Annotated in this window: 15 protein-coding genes; 7 read left to right on the top strand and 8 right to left on the bottom strand. The window is 68.8% G+C overall.

All coding sequences use genetic code 11. The annotated features are described in order from the left end of the window. Window positions 1–7 precede the first annotated feature (7 nt). Window positions 8–2,374 carry a beta-L-arabinofuranosidase domain-containing protein gene (locus UCD39_RS21685; protein ID WP_330497835.1) on the bottom strand — a complete coding sequence of 789 codons (2,367 nt, stop codon included), beginning with the start codon at window positions 2,372–2,374 and terminating at the stop codon, window positions 8–10. Window positions 2,375–2,678: 304 nt separating this feature from the next. Then, on the bottom strand, window positions 2,679–3,971 hold the full coding sequence (locus UCD39_RS21680; RefSeq protein ID WP_330497834.1) for an NAD(P)/FAD-dependent oxidoreductase: 1,293 nt from the start codon (window positions 3,969–3,971) through the stop codon (window positions 2,679–2,681). 97 nt (window positions 3,972–4,068) lie between these two features. Here UCD39_RS21680 and UCD39_RS21675 point away from each other — a divergent pair, with 97 nt between their 5' ends. Continuing rightward, on the top strand, window positions 4,069–4,971 hold the full coding sequence (locus UCD39_RS21675) for a dihydrodipicolinate synthase family protein (RefSeq protein ID WP_145729900.1): 903 nt from the start codon (window positions 4,069–4,071) through the stop codon (window positions 4,969–4,971). Between the two features lie 211 nt (window positions 4,972–5,182). Next, on the top strand, window positions 5,183–6,229 hold the full coding sequence (locus UCD39_RS21670; protein ID WP_330497833.1) for a 4-hydroxyproline epimerase: 1,047 nt from the start codon (window positions 5,183–5,185) through the stop codon (window positions 6,227–6,229). A 242-nt stretch (window positions 6,230–6,471) separates the two neighbouring features. On the opposite strand, the gene UCD39_RS21665 is transcribed toward UCD39_RS21670, so the two are convergent. Both UCD39_RS21665 and UCD39_RS21660 read right to left on the bottom strand, forming a co-directional pair. Continuing rightward, entirely contained in the window at window positions 6,472–7,689 is a 1,218-nt protein-coding gene (locus tag UCD39_RS21665) for a M24 family metallopeptidase (protein WP_330497832.1), read from the bottom strand. A gap of 35 nt (window positions 7,690–7,724) precedes the next feature. Further along, window positions 7,725–9,464, bottom strand: a complete 1,740-nt coding sequence (locus tag UCD39_RS21660; RefSeq protein WP_330497831.1) for a peptide MFS transporter — start codon at window positions 9,462–9,464, stop codon at window positions 7,725–7,727. A gap of 305 nt (window positions 9,465–9,769) precedes the next feature. On the opposite strand from UCD39_RS21660, the gene UCD39_RS21655 reads away from it, so the two are divergent. Together UCD39_RS21655 and UCD39_RS21650 are read left to right on the top strand one after the other, a co-directional pair. Continuing rightward, complete coding sequence (locus UCD39_RS21655) at window positions 9,770–10,432, top strand: GntR family transcriptional regulator (protein ID WP_330497830.1); 663 nt, start codon at window positions 9,770–9,772, stop codon at window positions 10,430–10,432. Between the two features lie 364 nt (window positions 10,433–10,796). After that, entirely contained in the window at window positions 10,797–10,955 is a 159-nt protein-coding gene (locus UCD39_RS21650) for a hypothetical protein (RefSeq protein WP_330497829.1), read from the top strand. A gap of 48 nt (window positions 10,956–11,003) precedes the next feature. Here the strand turns inward: UCD39_RS21650 and UCD39_RS21645 are convergent, their stop codons facing one another. Then, complete coding sequence (locus UCD39_RS21645; RefSeq protein WP_330497828.1) at window positions 11,004–12,395, bottom strand: LLM class flavin-dependent oxidoreductase; 1,392 nt, start codon at window positions 12,393–12,395, stop codon at window positions 11,004–11,006. 183 nt (window positions 12,396–12,578) lie between these two features. On the opposite strand from UCD39_RS21645, the gene UCD39_RS21640 reads away from it, so the two are divergent. Together UCD39_RS21640 and pip are read left to right on the top strand one after the other, a co-directional pair. After that, complete coding sequence (locus tag UCD39_RS21640; RefSeq protein WP_330497827.1) at window positions 12,579–13,664, top strand: outer membrane lipoprotein; 1,086 nt, start codon at window positions 12,579–12,581, stop codon at window positions 13,662–13,664. A 12-nt stretch (window positions 13,665–13,676) separates the two neighbouring features. Beyond that, window positions 13,677–14,639, top strand: a complete 963-nt coding sequence (gene pip / locus UCD39_RS21635; RefSeq protein ID WP_330497826.1) for a prolyl aminopeptidase — start codon at window positions 13,677–13,679, stop codon at window positions 14,637–14,639. Between the two features lie 18 nt (window positions 14,640–14,657). Here pip and UCD39_RS21630 read toward each other — a convergent pair whose 3' ends face one another. After that, window positions 14,658–15,755 carry an alpha/beta fold hydrolase gene (locus UCD39_RS21630; protein WP_330497825.1) on the bottom strand — a complete coding sequence of 366 codons (1,098 nt, stop codon included), beginning with the start codon at window positions 15,753–15,755 and terminating at the stop codon, window positions 14,658–14,660. A gap of 139 nt (window positions 15,756–15,894) precedes the next feature. Then, entirely contained in the window at window positions 15,895–17,568 is a 1,674-nt protein-coding gene (locus UCD39_RS21625) for a methyl-accepting chemotaxis protein (RefSeq protein ID WP_330497824.1), read from the bottom strand. 216 nt (window positions 17,569–17,784) lie between these two features. Between UCD39_RS21625 and UCD39_RS21620 the strand changes: the two genes are divergently transcribed. Then, window positions 17,785–19,209: a class I SAM-dependent methyltransferase gene (locus tag UCD39_RS21620; protein ID WP_330497823.1), complete on the top strand. Its 1,425-nt coding sequence runs from the start codon at window positions 17,785–17,787 to the stop codon at window positions 19,207–19,209. Here UCD39_RS21620 and UCD39_RS21615 read toward each other — a convergent pair. Continuing rightward, window positions 19,206–20,348 (bottom strand): LacI family DNA-binding transcriptional regulator, encoded by a 1,143-nt coding sequence (locus UCD39_RS21615; protein WP_330497822.1) that lies wholly within the window; start codon window positions 20,346–20,348, stop codon window positions 19,206–19,208. The genes UCD39_RS21620 and UCD39_RS21615 overlap by 4 nt on opposite strands. Window position 20,349 lies beyond the last annotated feature (1 nt).

Below are 20,349 nucleotides of genomic sequence, written 5' to 3'. Positions count from 1 at the left end.
CGGTACATCAGATAGGCGCTCCCTGAGAGGCTGACGCTGCGATGACGCGGCACCCGAAGACGGGTCCCGCGGAATAGCCGGTCTCCGGCTCGAAACGGACGACGACGCTGGACTTGCCCGCCGTCAGGTTGGCGGGGATGGGATATTCCACATCAAAGAACTCGCCCGGCCGTTCCGCCTCCAGCTTTTGCGTGGCGATGCGCGTGCCGTCGACCAGGATGTGGAACAGGCGCTTGCGCTCATCGCCCCAGTAGGTGGCCTGCAGCACCAGGGCGCCGGGCCGGACCTTGGCCTTGAACTCGAAGAAGCCGCCGGTGCGCGCGTCGCGGCCGTTCCGGCCCCGGTAGGTCACGGGGTATGACGTCTTGGCCTCCAGCCCATGGTCGCGCTCCGGCTGCATCTCACCCAGGTGCATGACGTCGACGGAACGCGCCTGGATGTCGCGCTGGCGGGCGGCCTCCTGCGCCAGGGCCGCCTCCGCTGTCTTCCATTGCGCCTCGGTGTAGCGCTTGAAGTAGACGGCCGTGCGGCGGGTGTACTGCTGGTAGAAGGGCTTGAACTCCATGTCGCCCGGCCGGCCGATGCCGGCGGTGCGCCACACCGGGGCGTCGGGCGTCGCCCGCTGGAAACCGTCCAGGACGGAAGCCGAAACCAGGGCCGGGGCCGGCCCCTGGAAAGCCTCCGACACCGGGCTGGGCTGGGGCGAGCCGGTGGGCGCCTCGCTTCTGGGCGCCGGGCCCAGATCGGCCGCCAGCACCAGGGGCCCGTGCAGGAAGGCCACGGTGTCGGCGTCGTCGTTGGTTGATTCCAGGCGCAGAGCCATGGGCAAGCGCAGGGCGACCGCGTCACCCGCCTTCCATTCCCGCCGCACGACGGCATAGCCGTTCCGCAGCGCCAGGTCCTGGGGCTTGCCGTTCACCGCCAGGGTGGCGCCGGCGCACCAGGCGGGGATGCGGAAGCTGATGGCGAAGCTGGCCGGACGCTTCAGCGCCTTCAGCGTCAGCAGCACCGTCTCCGCTTCCGGATAACGGGTGTCGAGATCGATCACGGCGCCCCGCTCCGCCCAATTGAGGGTGGAGGGGATGTAGAGGTTGACGGCCAAATCCTCCGCACCGCGACGCCAGTAGATACTCTCGCCATGCTTGGCGTGGCTTTCCATGCCGGTGCCAACGCAGCACCAGAAATCCTCCGTAGGCGTGGAATATTCGCGCGCGGCGCCGGACATCAGCGGCGTCATGTAGGTGAACATGCCGGTGGCCGGGTTCTGCTGCGCCAGCACGTGGTTCAGGTGCGCGCGCTCATAGAAATCGAAGTAGTGCGCATCGGCCTGGCGGGCGTACAGCAGGCGGGTCAGCTTCAGCATGTTGTAGCTGTTGCAGCCCTCACAGGTCTGTTCGGTGATGTGGCGGGAGATGCTCCGCGGTTCCTGGAAATACTCTCGGTCCGCGTTGCCGCCGATGACGTAGGAATGGTTGGTGGTGACCGTCTGCCAGAAGAAGGCGGAGGCCTTGGCGTGGCGCTCCGCCCCCGTCAGCTCCGCCAGGCGGGCCAGGCCGATCAGCTTGGGTATCTGGGTGTTGGCGTGGATGTTGGCCAGTTCGTCCCGGCCTTCCGACAAGGGCACCAGCACCTTGGCATGGTAGAGGCGCTCCGCCAGCAGCAGCCAGCGCCGGTCGCCGGTGCGGGCGTACAGCTCGGCGAAGCTTTCGTTGATGCCGCCGTGCTCGCAGTCCAGCACCTTCTGGACCTGCTCGTCATTCAGGTGGCTGAACACCTCGTCGATGTACCCGCCCAGCTTGACGGCCACGTCCAGGGCCTGGGTGTTGCCGCACAGGGTCTGGGCGTCGAACAGGCCGGTGTAGAGCTTGTGCCAGTTGTAGAGCGGGACCCAGCAGCCGTTGAGGTCGAAGCCGGCGGAGCGGATCTCACCGCGCCGCAGCTCATCGAACACGACCTTGCCATCCTCGACGATGTCGCCGCGCTTGCGGGTGAAGCCGGCGACATAGCCGTCGCCCTGGGCATTCTGGCATTCCGCCAGCTCGGCGACGATGTAGTCCACCCGCCGCTTGCACTCCACATCGCCGGTCTGGGCGTGCATGAGCGACAGCGCGCTCACATAATGGCCCAGGGTGTGGCCGGCGATGGTGTCGGCCTCCCAGCCGCCATAAACCTCGCCCTTGGGCTTAAGGCCGGCGCCGCTGCGGAAGTTGTGCAGCAGGCGGTCAGCCTCCAGGCTGTGCAGATAGGCCAGGTTGGCGTCCACCGCCGCCTTGAAGGGTGAGGGCTTGAGCCGCACCGCCGACAGCGGGAAAGGTTGGGCCGTATCGGCACCCAGCGGCGGCACCAGGGGGGCCGCGACCGCCGGAATCGCCATCAAGGCCGCGCCCGACGCCGCGCCACGCAGTATCGTCCGCCGGGACGGGGTGCCCAAGGATGTCCCACGGCCGTCTCCCAGATCGCGCGCCATGCTCAAGCCCCTCTGTTTTTGATTTTTGAGTTTTCAGTGCACACGTCAAAGCGTGGGCACACGTCAAAGCGTGGCGGCGCCGCGAGCGACGCCGGCGGCGCAAAGGGACCCAACTGCCATTGGGGTTCAGGATCGATTTTGGGATACGATATACGATATCGAGCCATAGGGAACTACGCCTCCGGTCTTAGGACGGAAGTGGTGGAAACGGTCAGGAGAAGCGATCCAGCGCCATGGCCGGGTCGGGCGGCGTGCGGCCGGCCACGATGTCCGCCATGCGGCGCGCGCTGACCGCCGCCAGGGTCAGGCCCAAATGCTGGTGCCCGCAGGCGGCATACAGGCCGGGATGGCGGCGGCTGGCGTCCAGGATGGGCAGGTAATCCGGCAGGCTGGGGCGGCAGCCCGTCCATTCGGTGCTGTCGCCGCCCGGCGCCATCAGACCCAGTTCCCGCAGATGATGACGCAACAGGGCGGGGCGGCGGGGGTCCGGCGCATCATTCGGCCCGCTGAAATCGGTGAAGCTGGTGGCGCGCAGGCCCATGGTCATGGGCGTGACGATGACGGTGCGATTCTCGAACACCACGGGGCGGTCAAGTTCCCCGTCCGGCACCCCGCCGGGAATAACGACATGATAGCCGCGCTCCGCAATCAGGGGGACGCGATAGCCCAGCGGCTCCAGCAGCGTGCCGGAGTCCACGCCCATGGCCACCAGGACGGCCCCGGCCTCGATGACGCCGCTATCATGGCGCAGGCGCCACCGGGCGCCATCGGTTTCAAGCGCCCGCACCTCGGCCTTTTCGATGCGCCCGCCCCGGGCGACGAAGGTGGCGGCCAGATCCTGGGTCAGGCCGTGGGGGTCGTTGACGTGGCCGGTCCCGGTATAAGTCATGCCGCCGGTGACGCGGGCGCGCAGAGCCGGCGGCAGGTCCGGCCAATCCCCCGGCGTCGCCCCCCAGGCCATGACGGGAACGCCCAGCGCCCGGGCGGCCGCCATGGCGGCGGCGATGGCGGCCTCGGGCGCGGCACTTTCCCAGACGCTGTGATGGCCGCGCGTCTGGAAGCGGCCCTCGGCCCCCGTCCCCACCAGCAGGGTGCGCCAGTCCTGGATGACGGTTTCGATCAGGCCGGACAGCACGGCCGTGCCGTGGGCGTGAGCCCGGGGCAGGCAGGCGGCCAGGAAGTCGCGGGCCCAGCCCCGCGCCAGGATGGGCAGCGCCCCCTTGCGGATGCCCAGCGGCCCCGTCGAGTCCAGCAACAGGCCCGGCACGCGGCGCAGCGTGGCGAAGGACGCCAAGGGCAACAACTGTTCCGTGGCGATGTGGCCGGCATTCCCGTAAGAACAGCCCATCCCCGGCTGATCCCGATCGACCAGGATGACGTCATGGCCGTCGCGCACCAGGGCCAGCGCCGTCGCCGTGCCCACCACGCCCGCCCCCACCACCGCGATGGTGCCGGACCCGGGCCGGAACGGCATGGGTGGGTTGCTGGCATCGGCGGAGGACATGTTCAGAGCCCCTTGATTGGATACAATATCCCATTATAATATCGCCAGGAGCGCTTGCCGACAAGCGCGTATGCGGAATCGTGAAAGGTTTTAAGAGATGGCTCTGCCCAACTGGCGCGGTGTGTTCCCCGCGGTGACCACGCAGTTCAACGAAGACCTCAGCATCAACCTGGCGGAAACGCAGCGGGTGATCGATGGGCTGATCCGCGACGGCGTGCACGGCCTGATCATCATGGGCACGGTGGGCGAAAACAACTCGCTGGAACCGGAAGAGAAGCGCCAGGTCCTGGCCGCCGCCAAGGAAGTGACCGCCGGCCGCGTGCCCGTGATCACCGGCGTGTCGGAACTGACGACGCCGCGCGCCGTCGCCTACGCCAAGGATGCGGAGAAGATCGGCGCCGACGGCCTGATGCTGCTGCCGGCCATGGTGTACGTGCCGACCGAGGAAGAGCTGTTCCGCCATTTCGCCGCCGTCGCCGGCGCCTCCGCCCTGCCCATCATGCTGTACAACAACCCGCCGGCCTACCGCGTGGACATCAGCGTGCCGCTGCTGCAGCGCCTGGCGGAGATCCCGACCATCGTGGCGCTGAAGGAATCGGCCCCCGACACCCGCCGCTTCACCGACCTAGCCAACGCCATCGACGAGTCGAAGATGATGCTGATGGCAGGATTGGACGACGTCGCCCTGGAAGGCCTGCTGCTGGGCGCCCGGGGCTGGATTTCCGGCCTGACCAACGCCTTCCCCAAGGAGTCGGTGGCCCTGTACGACGCCGTCGTCGCCGGCGACCTGGCCAAGGCCCGCGCCATCTACCGCTGGTTCCTGCCGCTGCTGCACCTGGATGCCCGCCACGACCTGGTGCAGAGCATCAAGTTGGCCGAGCAGGTCATGGGCCGCGGGTCGGAGCGCGTGCGGCCGCCGCGCTACATCCTGGAAGGCAAGACCCGCGCCGACGTGATCGCCATGGTCGAAAAGGCGGCGGCCACCCGTCCGAGTCTGTAAGTAGTTCCCTCAGACGCCGGCGGGGTTTGTTCGTTTTCCTCAAACGCCGGCGCCAGCATCCGCTGGCTTGGCTTCCTCGCTGCGCCCTGCGGTACTCGCTGCGGGGCTGGCGGTCGCCAGCCAGCGAGGCTGGACCTGGGGAACCAGGTCCAGCCTCGCAAGTCCCTTCAGAGTTCGTGCTGTTCCACCGTCTGCCTTAAGGCCTGATGCCATGACCACCGCCCCCAGCGCTCCGACCGGCGATCCCGTGCTGCCCACCGGCCGCCAGACCTTTGCCTGCATCGACGGGCACACCTGCGGCAACCCCGTGCGTCTGGTCATGGGCGGCCACCCGCCCCTGGTGGGCGCCACCATGAGCGAGAAGCGCCAGGACTTCCTGTCGCGCTTCGACTGGATCCGCACGGCGCTGTGCTTCGAGCCGCGCGGCCACGACATGATGTCGGGCGGCTTCGTCTACCCGCCCTGCAGCCCGGAGGCCGACGCCTCCATCCTGTTCATCGAGACCTCGGGCTGCCTGCCCATGTGCGGCCACGGCACCATCGGCATGGTGACCTTCGCCCTGGAGCACGGCCTGACCCGCCCGCGCACCCCCGGCAAGCTGGTGCTGGACGTGCCCGCCGGCCAGATCGGCGTCGAGTATGAGATGGTGGCCGGCAAGGTCAACTGGGTGCGGCTGTTCAACATCGACAGCTTCCTGTTCACCAAGGGCGTCACCATCGAGGTGCCGGAACTGGGCCCCCTCACCCTGGACATCAGCTACGGCGGCAATTTCTACGGCATCATCGAGCCCCAGGGCGCCTACAAGGGCATCGACCATCTGGGGGCGCAAAAGATCATCCATTACAGCGGCCTGGTGCGGCAGCTGGTGCGGGAGAAGATCACCCCCGTCCATCCGCTGGACAGCACCATCCGCGGCCTGAGCCATGTGATGTGGGTGGATCGGCCCAAGCACCCCGACGCCCACGGCCGCAACGCCGTGTTCTATGGCGACCGCGCCATCGACCGGTCGCCCTGCGGCACCGGCACCTCCGCCCGCATGGCCCACCTGGCCGCGCAAGGCAAGCTGAGCGTCGGCCAGAGCTTCGTGCACGAGAGCATCATCGGCAGCCTGTTCGAAGGCCGCGTGGAAAGCGCCGGCACTCTCGGCGATTACGCCAGCATCCGCCCGTCCATCAAGGGCTGGGCGGTGCAGACCGGCCTCAACACCATTTACGTCGACCCCACCCAGGATCCGTTCTGGCGTGGCTTCCAGGTCTAAGTCCCGAGCCTGACTTAGATCTGGCGTTTCCTCCCAAGGCACATCCTCAAAGGCCGGCCCGCAAGGACCGGCCCTTCTTTTATGCGTCGCTCAATTCCAGTCTCAAGCCCAGCGGCATGAGCCGGGGAGGCTCATGCCGTAGGCTGCGACCGCAGCCGCCGGAAGTTTCCGGGGAGCGTCAGCGGACTGGAAACTGAGGACAAGCCAAGGGGCGGATGCCCCGCCGGCGCCTGAGGCGGCTGTCAACCATGCAGCCCGAAGGGATTATCCACATCCGTCGGCGGGGTGGTGAACCAGCGGGGGCCGTCTTCCGTCATGTAGACATGGTCCTCGAAGCGCACGCCGAACTTGCCGTAGAGGCACAGCATGGGCTCCACGCTGAAGCACAGGCCGGCCTCCAGCGGCTGCTTGTTGCCGCCGACGATGTAGGCGGGCTCGTGCAGGTCCAGGCCCACGCCATGACCGGTGCGGTGGGGGCAGCCGGGCACCTGGTAGCCGGGGCCGTAGCCGCGGGACTCCAGGAAGCTGCGGGCGGCCTGATCCACCGCCTCGCACGCGACGCCGATCTGGGCGGCGTTGAAGGCCGCCATCTGGGCGTCGCGCTCATCCTCCCACACCCGGCGGTATTCGGGGGTGGCGTGGCCGAAGGTGTAGCAGCGGGTGATGTCGGACTTGTAGCCCTCGATGGCGCAGCCGGTGTCGATCAGGACGGGGTCGCCCTCCTTCAGGAACCACTCGCCGGGGGCGCCGTGGGGATAGGCCGTGGCCTCGCCGAACTGCACGGCGCAGAAGGTGTTGCCGCCATCGGCCCCCAGCGCACGGTGGGCCTGGCCGATGAAGGCCACCACCTCCGCCGGGGTGATGCCGGGGCGCAGGATGCCGGCGGCCAGGCGATGGACCTCCAGCGTGATGGCCTTGGCATGGGACAGCAGCGCGATCTCATGCGCCGACTTCACCCGGCGGCAGGCTTCCGTCAGGGGGCGGGCGTCCACCAGGGTGGCCTGGGGCAGGGCGTCGCCCAAGTCGAAGAACACGCCGGCATAGCCCAGGGCGTCCACCGCCACCGTGGCGGAGGCGCCCGACTGCGCCCGCACCAGGTCCGCCACCAGGGCGTAGGCGCTTTCATCCTCCTGCCAGGTGCGCACCTGATCACCCACGGTGATGTGGCCGCGCAGCTTGGGCTCCTCGAACGCCGGGCAGACATAGACGGGGTCGCCGTCCTTCAGGATCACCGCCGCCGTCAGCCGCTCGCTGGGGTGCCAGTCCAGGCCGGTGAAGTAGAGGAGGTTGCTGGACGCCGGCAGCAGCAGGGCGTCGACCTTGCGCGCCGCCATGTGGGCCCGCACCGCCTCGATGCGGGCGCGGTATTCTTCCGCCGTGATGGGCTGCACGGCCGCCCGCCGGGACTTCAAGGTCGACAGCACCGCCGGGGCCGACAGCCCCCCAACACCCTTGGTCATGGTCTCAAATCCGCTTCTCTAGGATCAACAACACACTAATCATTCAGGCGGCGCAGCGGCACCACCAGCATCAGCAGCAGCAGGGCGGCGGCGCAGGACCACAGGCCCGCCTTCAGGTACACCGCCTGGTATGAGGCCAATTGCACCGCCGCCGCCAGGCTGCCGTCAACCACCGTCGCCTGCGCCACCAGGGCGCTGAGACGCTGGCCATAGGCCGTGGACAGGAACCACAGGCCCACCAGCAGGCTGGTGATGGCGGGCGGCGACAGCCGGGTGATGGCGGACAGGCCGGTGGGGGACAGGCACAGCTCCCCCACCTCCTGCAGCAGGTAGAGGGACAGCAGCCAGGCCACGCCCACACGCAGGCCGGCCGGCGTCACCTCGATGCCGAAGGCGAGCGCCAGGAAGCCCAGGCCGACGAACAGCACGCCAAAGCCGAACTTGGTGACGGGGCCCGGATCGCGGCGGCGGCGATCCAGCCAGCGCCACAGGGCGGCCAGCGGCAGGGCCAGCAGGATGACGAAGGCCTTGTCCGGAAACTGCAGCACGGGGGCCGGCACCAGCACCGGGCCGATGTGGCGGTCCGTCCATTCGGCGGCGAAGACGTTCAGCGACGCCGGCCCCTGATAGAACAGCGTCCAGTACAGCACCGACACCAGCATGAGCAGCAGCAGCAGCGCCAGATGGCGGCGCTGGCGCGCATCGCAGGTGCGGGCGAACCAGAAGACGGCGGCCAGGCCCGCCACGGCGGCGATGTCCAGCACATGGCCCACCACCGTCGGACGGTCGACGATCAGCCAGCAGGCCAGCGCCAGGACAATGCCACCGGCCATGGCGGCGAAACCGCCCGGCAGGCCGGCGGCCGCGCGCGGCCCGCCCTGGGCCACCGGCAGCTCGGCCGGCAGCAGGCGGCGGCCCAGGCTGAAGGTGGCCAGCGCCACCGCCATGCCGATGCCGGCGGCGCCAAAGCCCCATTCCCAGCCCAGCACGGCGCCCAGCCAACCGCAGACGATGCTGCCCATCAGGCCGCCGGCGTTGATGCCCAGGTAGAAGATGAGGAAGCCGCGATCGCGCGCCGCGTGGCGGTCGCCATAAAGCCGGCCGACCAGGGCGGAGATGTTGGGCTTCAGCATGCCCACGCCAGCGGCGATCAGGGCCAGCGACAGGTAGAACAGCCGCAGGCCGCTGGCATCCGGCGTTTTTTCCAGCCGGCCGCGCAGCGTGACGGGGGCGCCGTCGGGGCCGACATAGGTCAGCGTGCGGGCGTTCGCGTCCTCACCCTGGACGCTGCTCAGGCTGGTGATGACCTGGGCGGTGCCGTTCACCACCACCTGGCGGGCGCCCTCCTCCCCCTCCGCCGGGTAGAGGATGGGACGCTTCAGGTCGTAGGTCGCGTCCGGGGTCACCAGCCGCTCCACCGTCTGCGCCGGCTGCCAGGCCATCAGGCCGTGGCCCATCATCAGCAGGACGGCGCCCGCCCGCACGGCGTGGCGGGCCCCCACCCAACGGTCGGCGATGAAGCCGCCCAGGACCGGGCACATATAGACCAGGACGCCGAAGGCCCCCAGCTCGGCATAGGCCGACACCTTGTCCATGGACAGGTGCCACAGCAGGAAGAAGATCAGGATGGATTGCAGGCCGTAATAGGAGAACCGCTCCCAGAACTCGACCGCGAACAGCAGATAGAGGCCGGGGGAATGGCCGCCAGCCTGATCCTGGGCATCGCCCGTTCCGGCACGCCCCGGCCCGCCTGCCCCCGCTGTCGCTATCCCCATGCCCGATCGTCCCCGTTATCGTTGAATGATGAGCCGGCCGTTCGGCGGACCCTGGCAAGGGGATAGCGTATCGGATACGATATCCAAACTGTCAAGCCCGGCGCCCTGAAGCCGCCATTCATCCCCACCCCATGAGGGTTAGCGACAACTAGACCGGGCTATGCGCCAACTACCCATGGTGCAGTACACGCGAACAGTCTAGCGTGATTTAGAAAATCAATTGCTTTTACAGCCGATTTCGGGCTGTTCAGAGCGAATTAACAGGGCCGCCTTCCAAATCCGCACCCCCGCCAAGAAGCCACCAAATGATCGCACGCGCCAAGATTGAACGGAAATCGCTGTCGGCCCAGGTGGTTGACGCCCTGCGCCAGATGATCCTGTCCGGGGAATATGCGCTGGGCGCACAGTTGCGCCAGGATGAGATCGCGCAAAAGCTGGGCGTCAGCCGCATTCCCGTGCGCGAGGCGTTGCAGCAGCTGGAGGCGGAGGGCCTGGTGGCCACCATCCCCTATAAGGGGTCGGTGGTGGCCCAGTTGTCGCCCGCCGAGGTGCGCGAGTATTTCGAGGTGCGCCTGTTATTGGAAACCGACCTGCTGCGCCGCGCCATCCCGCAGCTGACAGCGAAGCAGATCAAGAAGGCGGAGGGCGTGCTGAAGGACATGCACGCGGCGGAGCCCGGCCGCTGGGGCGCCCTGAACTGGCAGTTGCATGAATCACTGTATGAGCCCGCCCAGCGCCCAGTGATGCTGGACATGGTGAAGCGCATCCATGACAGCCTGGACCGCTATGTCCGCCTGCACCTGTCCATGACCCCCGCCATCCACGACCGGTCCATGGATGAGCATGAGCGGCTGGTGGCCCTGTGCCGCGACGGCAAGGGCGCCGAAGCCGTCGACCTGCTGAGCATCCACCTGACCCACGCGCTGGAGGAACTGGTGGTGTTCCTGGAAGGGCAAGAGGCGGCTTAATTTGTTTCCCTCGAGATTTGTTTCCCTCGAGCGACGGCGGCTGCCGTCGCGGCCTATTCGTTTTGATCACGGCGCGGGAGTGCCGGTCAAAACGCCGCATAGACCGGACATATCCGGCCTCGGCCCGGCCTAAGGCATAGGCGTAAGGGGCCGCACCCTTTGGCCGGCTGGTAAAAATTTCGGCGGATTTTTAAAAAGCAACCCGCGCCATCGCTGCCAGCGGTGGCGCAAAACCCCGTCATGCCAGGGTGATCCCGCCCCCCGCTTATGCCGCAGGGGTGGTGCCGAAAAGGCTAATTGCGAATCATTATCAATATCAGTAATCTGACCTCACTGTTTCCACCGAGGCGGAAGGGGACCTGTCATGCCGATGCCGGAGATCAAGGAAGCGACGCTGGACGATTTGCTGGCCGAGCCTATCGTACGCCTGGTGATGGCGCGGGACCGGGTGACGGAGGGGGAGATCAGGACCCTGGTCCATGAGACCTGCCCCCTGCTGTTCACTTTCCTGTTCGCCGCCTGACGGGCGGGAACAGCCACCGTGCGGTATGTTCCTGACGGACGCGCTGGCTTAAGCCGGCCAGCGCCGGCTGGCGCCGGGATGCGTGTCAGGCAACCGGGGGCCACGCGGGGAGGCACGTGACTGGTCAGCGGGGGTGGACAGCTTTTCCCGCAGCGTGCCAGGGGCGTATGCGGTCTTGTAGGCGCCGCGCCGCTGCAACTCCGGCACCACCAGGTCGATGAAGTCAGTGAAGCATTCCGGCGTCACGGTGCGCGCCAGGATGAAGCCGTCCACGTCCGCCTCCTCCACCCAGGCCATCAGCTCATCCGCGACCGTGGCCGGGCCGCCGACGATGGGTACCTGGCGCCCGCCCAGGCTCAGCCCCTCCACCAGGCCGCGCCGGGTCAGCACCTTGCCCGGCCGGCGGGCGGCCTGGTTCTCGATGTTCGACGTCACCGCCTGGCTTTGCCCGGCATGGATGGGGTCATCCCAGTCCTGGGCGGCGAAATCGATGCCTAAGGAGGCGGAGGCGTGGGCCAGCGCGCCCTCCACACTGGCGTAGCGTTCATAGTCCGCCCGCTTGGCCTGGGCCAGGGTGTCGGTCTCCGCCACCACCACCGTGGCGCCGACGAACACCTTCAGGTCGGCCGGGTCGCGCCCCAGGCTGCGGGCCAGGCCGCGCAGGTCGGCCACCAGGCGGGCGACATGCGGCTTGGGCCCGCCATTGACGAAGACGCACTCGGCATGGGCGGCGGCGAACCGGCGCCCCCGGTCCGAGGAGCCGGCCTGGTAGAGGACCGGTGTACGCTGCGGCGACGGCTCGCACAGATGCGCGCCCTCCATCCGGAAATGGGGGCCGTGGTGGCGAACGGCGCGGACGCGGGCGGGATCGGCGTAGATGCCGGCCGCGCGGTCCCGGCGCACGGCGTCGTCGGCCCAGCTGCCTTCCCACAGGCGGTAAACGACGTCCATATACTCCTCGGCCACGGCATAGCGGTCATCGTGCGCCGCCTGGCCGTCCAGGCCCAGGGCGCGGGCGGCGCTGTCGAGATAGCCGGTGACGATGTTCCAGCCCACGCGGCCACCCGTCAGGTGGTCCAGCGTGCTCATGCGGCGGGCGAAAGTGTAGGGCGGCTCGTAACTCAGATTGGCGGTGACGCCGAAGCACAGATGGGTGGTGGCCGCCGCCATGGCCGGGACCAGCAGCAGCGGATCGCCCACCGGCACCTGCACCGCCGCGCGCACCGCGGCATCCGGCCCGCCCTGATAGACGTCATACACACCCAGGACATCCGCCAGGAACAGGCCATCGAACAGGCCCCGCTCCAGCGTGCGGGCCAGGTCCACCCAATGGGCAAGGTCGGTGTATTGCGTCGAACGGTCGCGCGGGTGGCGCCACAGGCCCTGATGGATGTGGCCGACGCAGTTCATATCGAAGGCGTTGAGGCGGATCTGCTTCATGGGCGGGTGTCCGATGGACCGTGAGGCGGGGGCCGGCGGGCCATGATGGCAAGTCGACCACATTGCCGCCATGAAATTGCCAAGTGACACCCGGGGGCGGATCTCCTATGACACGGGGCTGTTCCATGCCGCATCTCCGGGGCAATCCCCTGTCCCGGTCGTTTCCAGGGAATGGTTCCCCCCGTGTCGCGATCCCTCCGGTTCGGCCTGACGGCCGCTGTCGCCCTTGTCGCCCCCGCCCTGCTGGCCGGGTGCGCCGCCGACTACTCGCCCAACACCTACAACGCCACCGCCGTGCAGCAGGCCAACAAGGCCGAGCCGGGCGTCATCATCGGCTTCCGCCAGGTGTCGATCAGCGCCAGCGGCACGGTGGGCGCCGTGGCGGGCGGGGCGGCCGGCGGCATCCTGGGCTCCCAGATCGGTCCCAACAGCGCCTTGGGCGCCGTGGGCGGCACCGTGGTGGGTACCATCGTCGGCACCAGCGCGGAACATATGACCGGCGATACCACCGGCTGGGAATACATCGTGCGCAAGCCGAACGGCGACCTGCTGTCGGTGACCCAGCGCGAACCCACGCCCATCCCGCTGGGGCAGAAGGTGCTGGTCATCACCGGCAGCCAGGCGCGCATCGTTCCCGACTATACCGTCAACATCGAGCCGGAACCGAAACCGGAACCCAAGCCCGAGCCGAAACCGGAAAAGCCGTCCAAGCCCGCCCCAGCGGCACCCGCGCCCGTGGCGCCGGCCCCAATGGCGACCCCGACCCCGGTGACGCCGACGCCCGTGACGCCGACGCCCGTGACGCCGTCGCCCGTGACGCCGTCGCCCGTGACGTCAGCGCCCCTGGCCCCCGCACCGCAGGCACCCACGCCCCAGGCCGCAACGCCCCAGGCCCCCTCACCGGCGGCAGCCCCGGCCGGCACGCCGGAGCCCGCCCCCGCGACCCCGGCAGAGGCCATCCCGGCGTCCCCGCCATCGGCCACGCCCCAGGACCCCACACCCGCCGCGCAGCCGGCGCCGCAGCCCTCCGCGGCCCAACCTCCCGCTGCCCAACCTCCCACGGTCCAGCCTCCCGCCGCCCAGGCCCCTGCGCATCCCAGCGCCCAACCGCCTGTGGAGCCCAAGCCGGATACGCCCGCGGAGCCGCCCAAGGCCGACCCAGCGCCCGCGCCCCAGCCGGCACCGGAGGCGACCGCGCCCAAGACCGGCTGGATCCCGGCGGAGGCTGAGCCGCCCGCCAGCGCTGCGGCCAACGGCTCATCGAACTGAGGACGCGCCCCAATGACCACGACCGCGCTGCGCACCCTGTATCCCGCCATCGAGCCCTATGAGACCGGCACCCTGGATGTGGGCGACGGGCATGTGATCCATTACGAGCGGTGCGGCACTCCCGGCGCCAAGCCCGCCGTCTTCCTGCATGGCGGCCCCGGCGGCGGCATCAGCCCGGGGCATCGGCAGTTGTTCGACCCGGCGCTGTACGACGTGCTGCTGTTCGATCAGCGCGGCTGCGGCAAGTCCACGCCCCATGCCAGCTTGCAGGCCAACACCACCTGGCACCTGGTGGCGGATATCGAGCGTCTGCGCGAAAAGGTGGGCGTGGACCAGTGGCTGGTGTTCGGCGGCTCCTGGGGGTCGACCCTGGCGCTGGCCTATGCCGAGACCCACCCCGAGCGGGTGAGCGAACTGGTGCTGCGCGGCATCTACACTCTGACCAAGGGTGAGTTGCTCTGGTACTACCAGTTCGGCGCGTCGGAACTGTTCCCCGACAAGTGGGAACGGTTCCAGGCACCGATCCCGGAGGCGGAGCGCCACGACATGATGGCGGCCTATCACCGCCGCCTGACCGGTGATGACGACGCCGCCAAGCTGGAGGCGGCCAAGGCCTGGACCATTTGGGAGGGCGAGACGGTCACCCTGCTGCCCAATCCCGAATATTCCGCTCCCTTCAAGGACGGGCACTTCGCCCTGGCCTTCGCCCGCATCGAGAACCACTATTTCGTGCACGGCGCCTGGTTGGACGAAGGGCAGTTGGTGCGCGACGTGGGCCGCATCCGCCACATCCCGGCGACCATCGTCCACGGCCGCTATGACATGCCCTGCCCCGCGCGCTACGCCTACGCCCTGCACAAGGCCTGGCCGGAGGCGGACTTCCATCTGATCGAGGGCGCAGGCCACGCCCACGCCGAACCCGGCATCCTGGACCAGCTGATCCGCGCCACCGACCGCTACGCCGGGAAGGCGTGAGGCACCGTCCCCATCGCCCTACTTCAACAGTTCCTCCAGCGCGCCCTTCCAAACCTTGGCCTGGGTCAGGGTCTGGTGGCCGCGCGTCTGGTCCGAGGCCGGGATCAGGACGTAGCGGCCGTGGGGGATGCGCTTCATGGCCGCCTCCATCACGCCCAGCTCAGCGGGGTTCAGCAGGTCGTCGGCGAAGTTCACGGCCACCAGCTTGGCCTTGATCTTCTCCAGGTCCGGGCTGGGGTCGTAGTCGTAGGACGATTCGAACCAGTAGAGATAGTCGTTGGCGTCCACGGTCTTGGCGTAGTCCGCCACCCACTGGTCATACAGGGTGGTGGCCGCCGCACGGCTGGGGGCCTGCTGTTGCAGGATCGAGGCGTTGTTGACCATGATCTGGAAAATCGGCAGCGCGCGGGTGTAGCCGGTCGGCTGGGCGGTGTAGTCGCCGCCCTTCCACTCCGGATCGTTGCGGATGGCCTCGATGATGAGCTGGCGCCACAGCATGTTGCGGCCGGAAATGGCCACGGGTTGCGAGGCGATGGGCATCAGCGCGTCCATCATGTCGGGATGGCGTTCCCCCCAGATCCAGGTCTGCATGCCCCCCATGGACGTGCCGGCGACCAGCTTCAGGCGCTTGATGCCCAAGCCTTCGGTCACGATCCGGTATTGCCCCTCCACCGCGTCGACATAGCCGTAGTGGGGGAAGCGGCCCTTCAACCCGTCCGACGGCTTGGAGGAGCCGCCGTGGCCGATGCCATCCGCCAGGATGATGAAATACTTGGCGGCGTCCAGTGGCTGCCCCGGCCCGAACAGCTCCCCGCCCAGGCTGGCGTTCAGGAAATTGCGGCCGCTGCCGGTGGTGCCATGCAGCAGCAGCACCCCATTGGTGATGGCGCCCGAGGCGTCACGCTGCGGCGTACCCAGCGCGATGTAATGGAACCTGGCATTGGCCAAATGCTCCCCGTTGGTCAGGGCGAAGTCGCGGACCACGACGTCGCCCTCCATCTGGTTGGGATAACTGGGCTGGCCGGGGTGGGCGGGGGGCGTGCTGTCGGCGGCACCGGCCACGCCCGCCACCGACAGGGCGGCGGCGAGGGCGAGGGTGGAGAGCCAGGCTTTCATCGTTGTTCCTTCTGCCGAGACCCCTCGCCGTGATGACGGCGGGAGCCTTATCCTGTTGTCGCCGAACCATCCCACCCGGAATGCCGGCCTTTCAAGGACCGACTTTTCATCAGGCGGTGCCACAGGGCCGATCGGCCCGTCAGGCGGTGCGCAGGGCGGCCAGGAAGGTGGAAACGCGGGTGCGCAGCGATTCCGCCTGGGCGGACAGGTCGTCAGCCGCCATCAGCACCTCGCCCGCCACGCTGCCGGTTTCGCCGGCCACCTCGCGCACGCCGTTCATGCCGGCGCTGACCTCGCTGGTGCCCCGGGCGGCCTCGGCCACGTTGCGGGCGATTTCCTGGGTGGCGGCCCCCTGCTCCTCCACCGCCGCGGCGATGGTGGTGGTGATGTGGTCGATCTCCCCGATGGTCTGGCCGATGGCGGCGATGGCGCCAGCGGCCTCCCCCGTCGCCGCCTGCATGGATTCGATCTGCTGGCGGATGTCGCTGGTGGCCCGCTCCGTCTGGTTGGCCAGGGCCTTCACCTCGCTGGCCACGACGGCGAAGCCCTTGCCCGCCTCGCCGGCGCGCGCCGCCTCGATGGTGGCGTTCAACGCCAGAAGATTGGTCTGGCCGGCGATATCGCTGATCAGGGCCACCACGGCGCCGATCTGCTGGGCCGCCTCCGTCAGGCTGCTGACGGCGACGTTGGTGCGCGACGCCTCCGCCACCGCCTTGGCGGCGATGGTGGCGGACACCGCCACCTGGCGCCCGATCTCACCGATGCTGGCGCCCAGTTCCTCCGCCGCCACGGCCACCGTCTGAACATTGGCCGCCGCCTGTTCCGAGGCGCCGGCCACCGCCACCGCGTCGCGGGCGCCGGTATCGGCGATGCGGGTCAGATTCTCCGCCGTCTCATGCAGGCCGGTGGAGGCCTGGCTGACCGACTGCAGGGTGTGGGCGACATCGGTGTCGAAGGTCTGGACCAGCGCGTCCACCCGGTTGGCCCGTTCGGTCTTGGCCGCCGCCTCCGCCGCCTGGGCGGCCGCCAGCTCGTCCACCTGCCGCATGCCGGTGCGGAACACGTCGATGGCGCGGGCCATGTCGCCCACCTCATCCCCACGCGCCGTGCCCTCCAGGGCGAAGCCATAATCCTTGTCGGCCAGGCGGCGCATGATCCCGGCCAGCCGGGCCAGCGGCTGCGCCACATCCCGGTCCAGCCACAGCACGGCGGCCACGGACACCGCCACCGCCACCAGCGCCGCGATCACGATGCTCCACAGCGCGTGGCTGTAGGCCGACTGCACCACCTCGTTGGCCTTGGCCGCCCCCTGCCGGTCGTAGGTGGCCAGCGCCTCCAACGCCTCCTGCACCTTGCGGAAGGTCTGCACGATCTCGCCGTTCATGGCCTTTTCCGCCTGCTCGCGGTTCTGCTTGGCAAGCTCGAAGGCGGCGGCCATGGCCGCCTCATACGGCCCGCGCAGCGCCTGGTACTTGCCGTAGAGCGCGGCCGCCTCCCCCGTCACGCCGATGGCGTCGAAGCGTTGCAGGGCGGCCGCCAGGTCCGCCGTCTGCTTGGCGTAGAGCTTGATCGCCTCCCCCCGCGCCGCGTCGTCGGCCGCCACCGCCACCCGGCTGGCGGCGATGCGCTGGCGGGCGGTGTAGGCCTTCATGTCACCGATGGCGTCGATGGAGGGCAGCCACAGGGTGCGGATTTCCACCGCGGCGCTGTTGATGGTGCCGATCTTCCACAGGGAAAGCAGACTGATGGCGATGGTCAACAGTAACAGGCCCCCGAAGGCGGCCAACAATTTGGGGCGCAGAGCGAGATTCATAAAATTCACCGTAAATGCTATCGAGCGCGCAGTATTCAACCACAGGGTCGCAGTTTATAAGCGCTCTGTTACCCTTTGACGTGATACGCCGAATCCGCTGGCCCGCCATGTTGTCGGCGCGTTTTGAGATGACGGACGCCTTTTACTCTCGACAGCGGCGACGCCCCGGGCCAAGGTCTGCGCAACAACCAACAGAAGTGCGAAGGACCACGGTCGATGAGCGGCAACAAGGCCATCCCCGGCGGCGGCACGCCCGAGGGCGCTGCGCAGGACGACGTGCATCGCTATGTGACGGGCATCGCCTATCCGCGCCGCTATTACCAGGAACTGAACCCGGCCTCGATCGCCTACACCGCCTTGCAGTGCGGCTATCAGGCGCCCCGCCTGGACCAGCCCTTCCGCTATCTGGACCTGGGCTGCGGCCATGGCTACAGTCCCCTGCTGTTCGCCAGCCTGTTCCCGCAGGGCCACTTCATGGGCGTGGACTTCAACCCGGTGCACGTCCGCAGCGCCGAGAACCTGCGCCGCGCCGCCGGGATCGCCAACGCAGGTTTCAGCGCCGCCAGCTTCCAGGACCTGGCGACGGAGGAGAACGGCCCCATCGCCGACTGCGACTTCATCGTCATGCACGGCATCATGAGCTGGGTCAGCGAGACGGTGCGGCGGGAGATCGGCGCCGTCATCCGCCGCCGGCTGAAGCCCGGCGGCATCGTCTACGCCAGCTACAATTGCCAGCCGGGCTGGGCCGGGAAGATGCCCATCCGCGCCCTGATGGTGGATGCCTATGCCGTCACCACCGGCACGGTGGAGGAGCGGGTGAACAAGGTCCGCGCCTTTCTGCGGCAGATGGCGGACACGGGCGCGCTCTACTTCGAATCCAACCCGGCGATCGAACAGCAGTTGCAGTCCATCGAGACCCTGGACGCCGGCTATGTGGTGCATGAGTACCTGAATGAATACTGGCGCGTCTTCTATCACAAGGAGATGGCGACCTTCATGGCCAACCATGGCGCCGGATTCATCGGGTCTGGCACCGCGGCGGACAACGTGCCCCTGCTGGCCGTGCCGGAGAAGCCGCGCGCCCTGATGGCGGCCATGCCCACGGCCCTGCTGCGTGAGGGGGTGCGCGACATGGCGCTGAACCGCCAGTTCCGCCGCGACATCTACGCCTGCGACCTGGCACCCCTGAGCCTGAACGCCCTGGTCGCCGCCCACCGTGAGACGCGCTATGCCCTGGCCCGCCGGCGGACGGAGTGTCCCCTGGTGGTGCCGCGGTCTTTCGGCGACGTGGCCCTGCACGAAGGTATCTTCGGGCCGCTGCTGGATCGCCTGGCGGCCGGCGCCACCACCTTCGACGATCTGGTGGGCGTGCCGCCGCTGAACGAGTGGACCGCCGCCGACCAGATCCAGGCGCTGCAGGTCCTGGTCGGCGCGGAATATGCTCGCCCCATCGTGAGCGGCGCCCAGGTGGACCCCGCCAGCGACAGCGTGCGCCGTTTCAATCAGGCCGCCCTGGCCGCAGCCCGCGCCGACGGCCAGCCGGAGGTGGCGCTGGCCGCCCCGTCCCTGTCCGGCGCCCTGCGAGTCACCCTGAGCGACACAGCCGGCTTGCCGGTGAACCTGCCGGGCGCCGACTTTTAGAGCGGGCTGGCCGAGGACTCGCGCACCACCAGCCGGGGCGTCACGGTGAGGGGCTGGGACAGCTTAGCCTTGGCGCCGCCCTCCCCGCCCGCGTTGATGCGGCCGATCAGGCGCTCCGCCGCCAGGCGGCCCATGTCGTGGATGGGCAGGCGCACGGTGGACAGGGCCGGGCACATGCGCGACGCCAAGGGCGTGTCGTCGAAGCCCACCACCGTCAGGTCGCGCGGGATGCTGATGCCCAGGCGGTAGGCCGCCTTGTAGACGCCGGCCGCCATTTCATCGTTGCTGGCGAAGATGGCGGTGGGCCGGTCAGGGCCCGCCAGCAGTTCCACCCCCCGCGCCTCTCCCGTCTCGAAGGTGTAGAGGCCCTCCACGATCCAGGAGTCGGGCACGGTCACGCCGTGCTGGGCCAGCGCGCCGACGAATCCCTCGCGCCGTTCGTGGGTGGAACGATAGCCCTGCGGTCCGGTGATCAGCGCCACCTTGGTGTGGCCCAGGTGCGCCAGGTGGGCGCCCACCTCCGCCGCGCCGGTGCGGTCGGTGTGCAGCACCATGGCCTCTGGCTCATCCAGGGGCACGGACATCAGGCGCATGTAACGGCAGCCGATGGCCCGCAGCAGGGCCACCAGGGCCGCATCCTCCGACAAGGGCGGCACCAGGATGACGCCGTCCAGGTTCTGCCGCTGCACGAAGGTCTTCACCTCCGCCAGGAAGCCGGGCGCCACCTGGCGGCAGGGATGGACCACCAGCTCGAACCCCTCGCGGTGGCAGGCTTCCAGGATGCCGCCCTGGACGTTCACGATGTATTGGGCGTTGGGGTTGTCGTAGATCAGGCCCAGCAGGAAGGATCGGTTGATGGCCAGCCCCCGTGCCTGGGGGCTGGGCACATAGCCGATGCGGGCCACCACCGCGTCCACCACCGCCCGAGTGGCGTCGTGGACATGGGGTGATTGGTTGATGACCCGCGACACCGTCTTCTTCGACACCTTGGCCAGGCGCGCCACATCATTGATGGTGGGCGCCCTGGTCAGGGTCCAGGCGGGAATATCCGGGACGCCGGCCTCTGGAACGGCCGAAGCCACGGCCAGCCGGCCGTCGCCGGCCACCGCCCGCCGCCGGCGGGGCCTGGGCGGCTCCATC

Source organism: Nitrospirillum karajorum (assembly GCF_036348415.1).
Classification (GTDB): Bacteria; Pseudomonadota; Alphaproteobacteria; order Azospirillales; family Azospirillaceae; genus Nitrospirillum; species Nitrospirillum amazonense_B.
The sequence above is the reverse complement of the archived record's forward strand: the minus strand, read 5'-3'. Positions and strand labels throughout refer to the sequence as shown.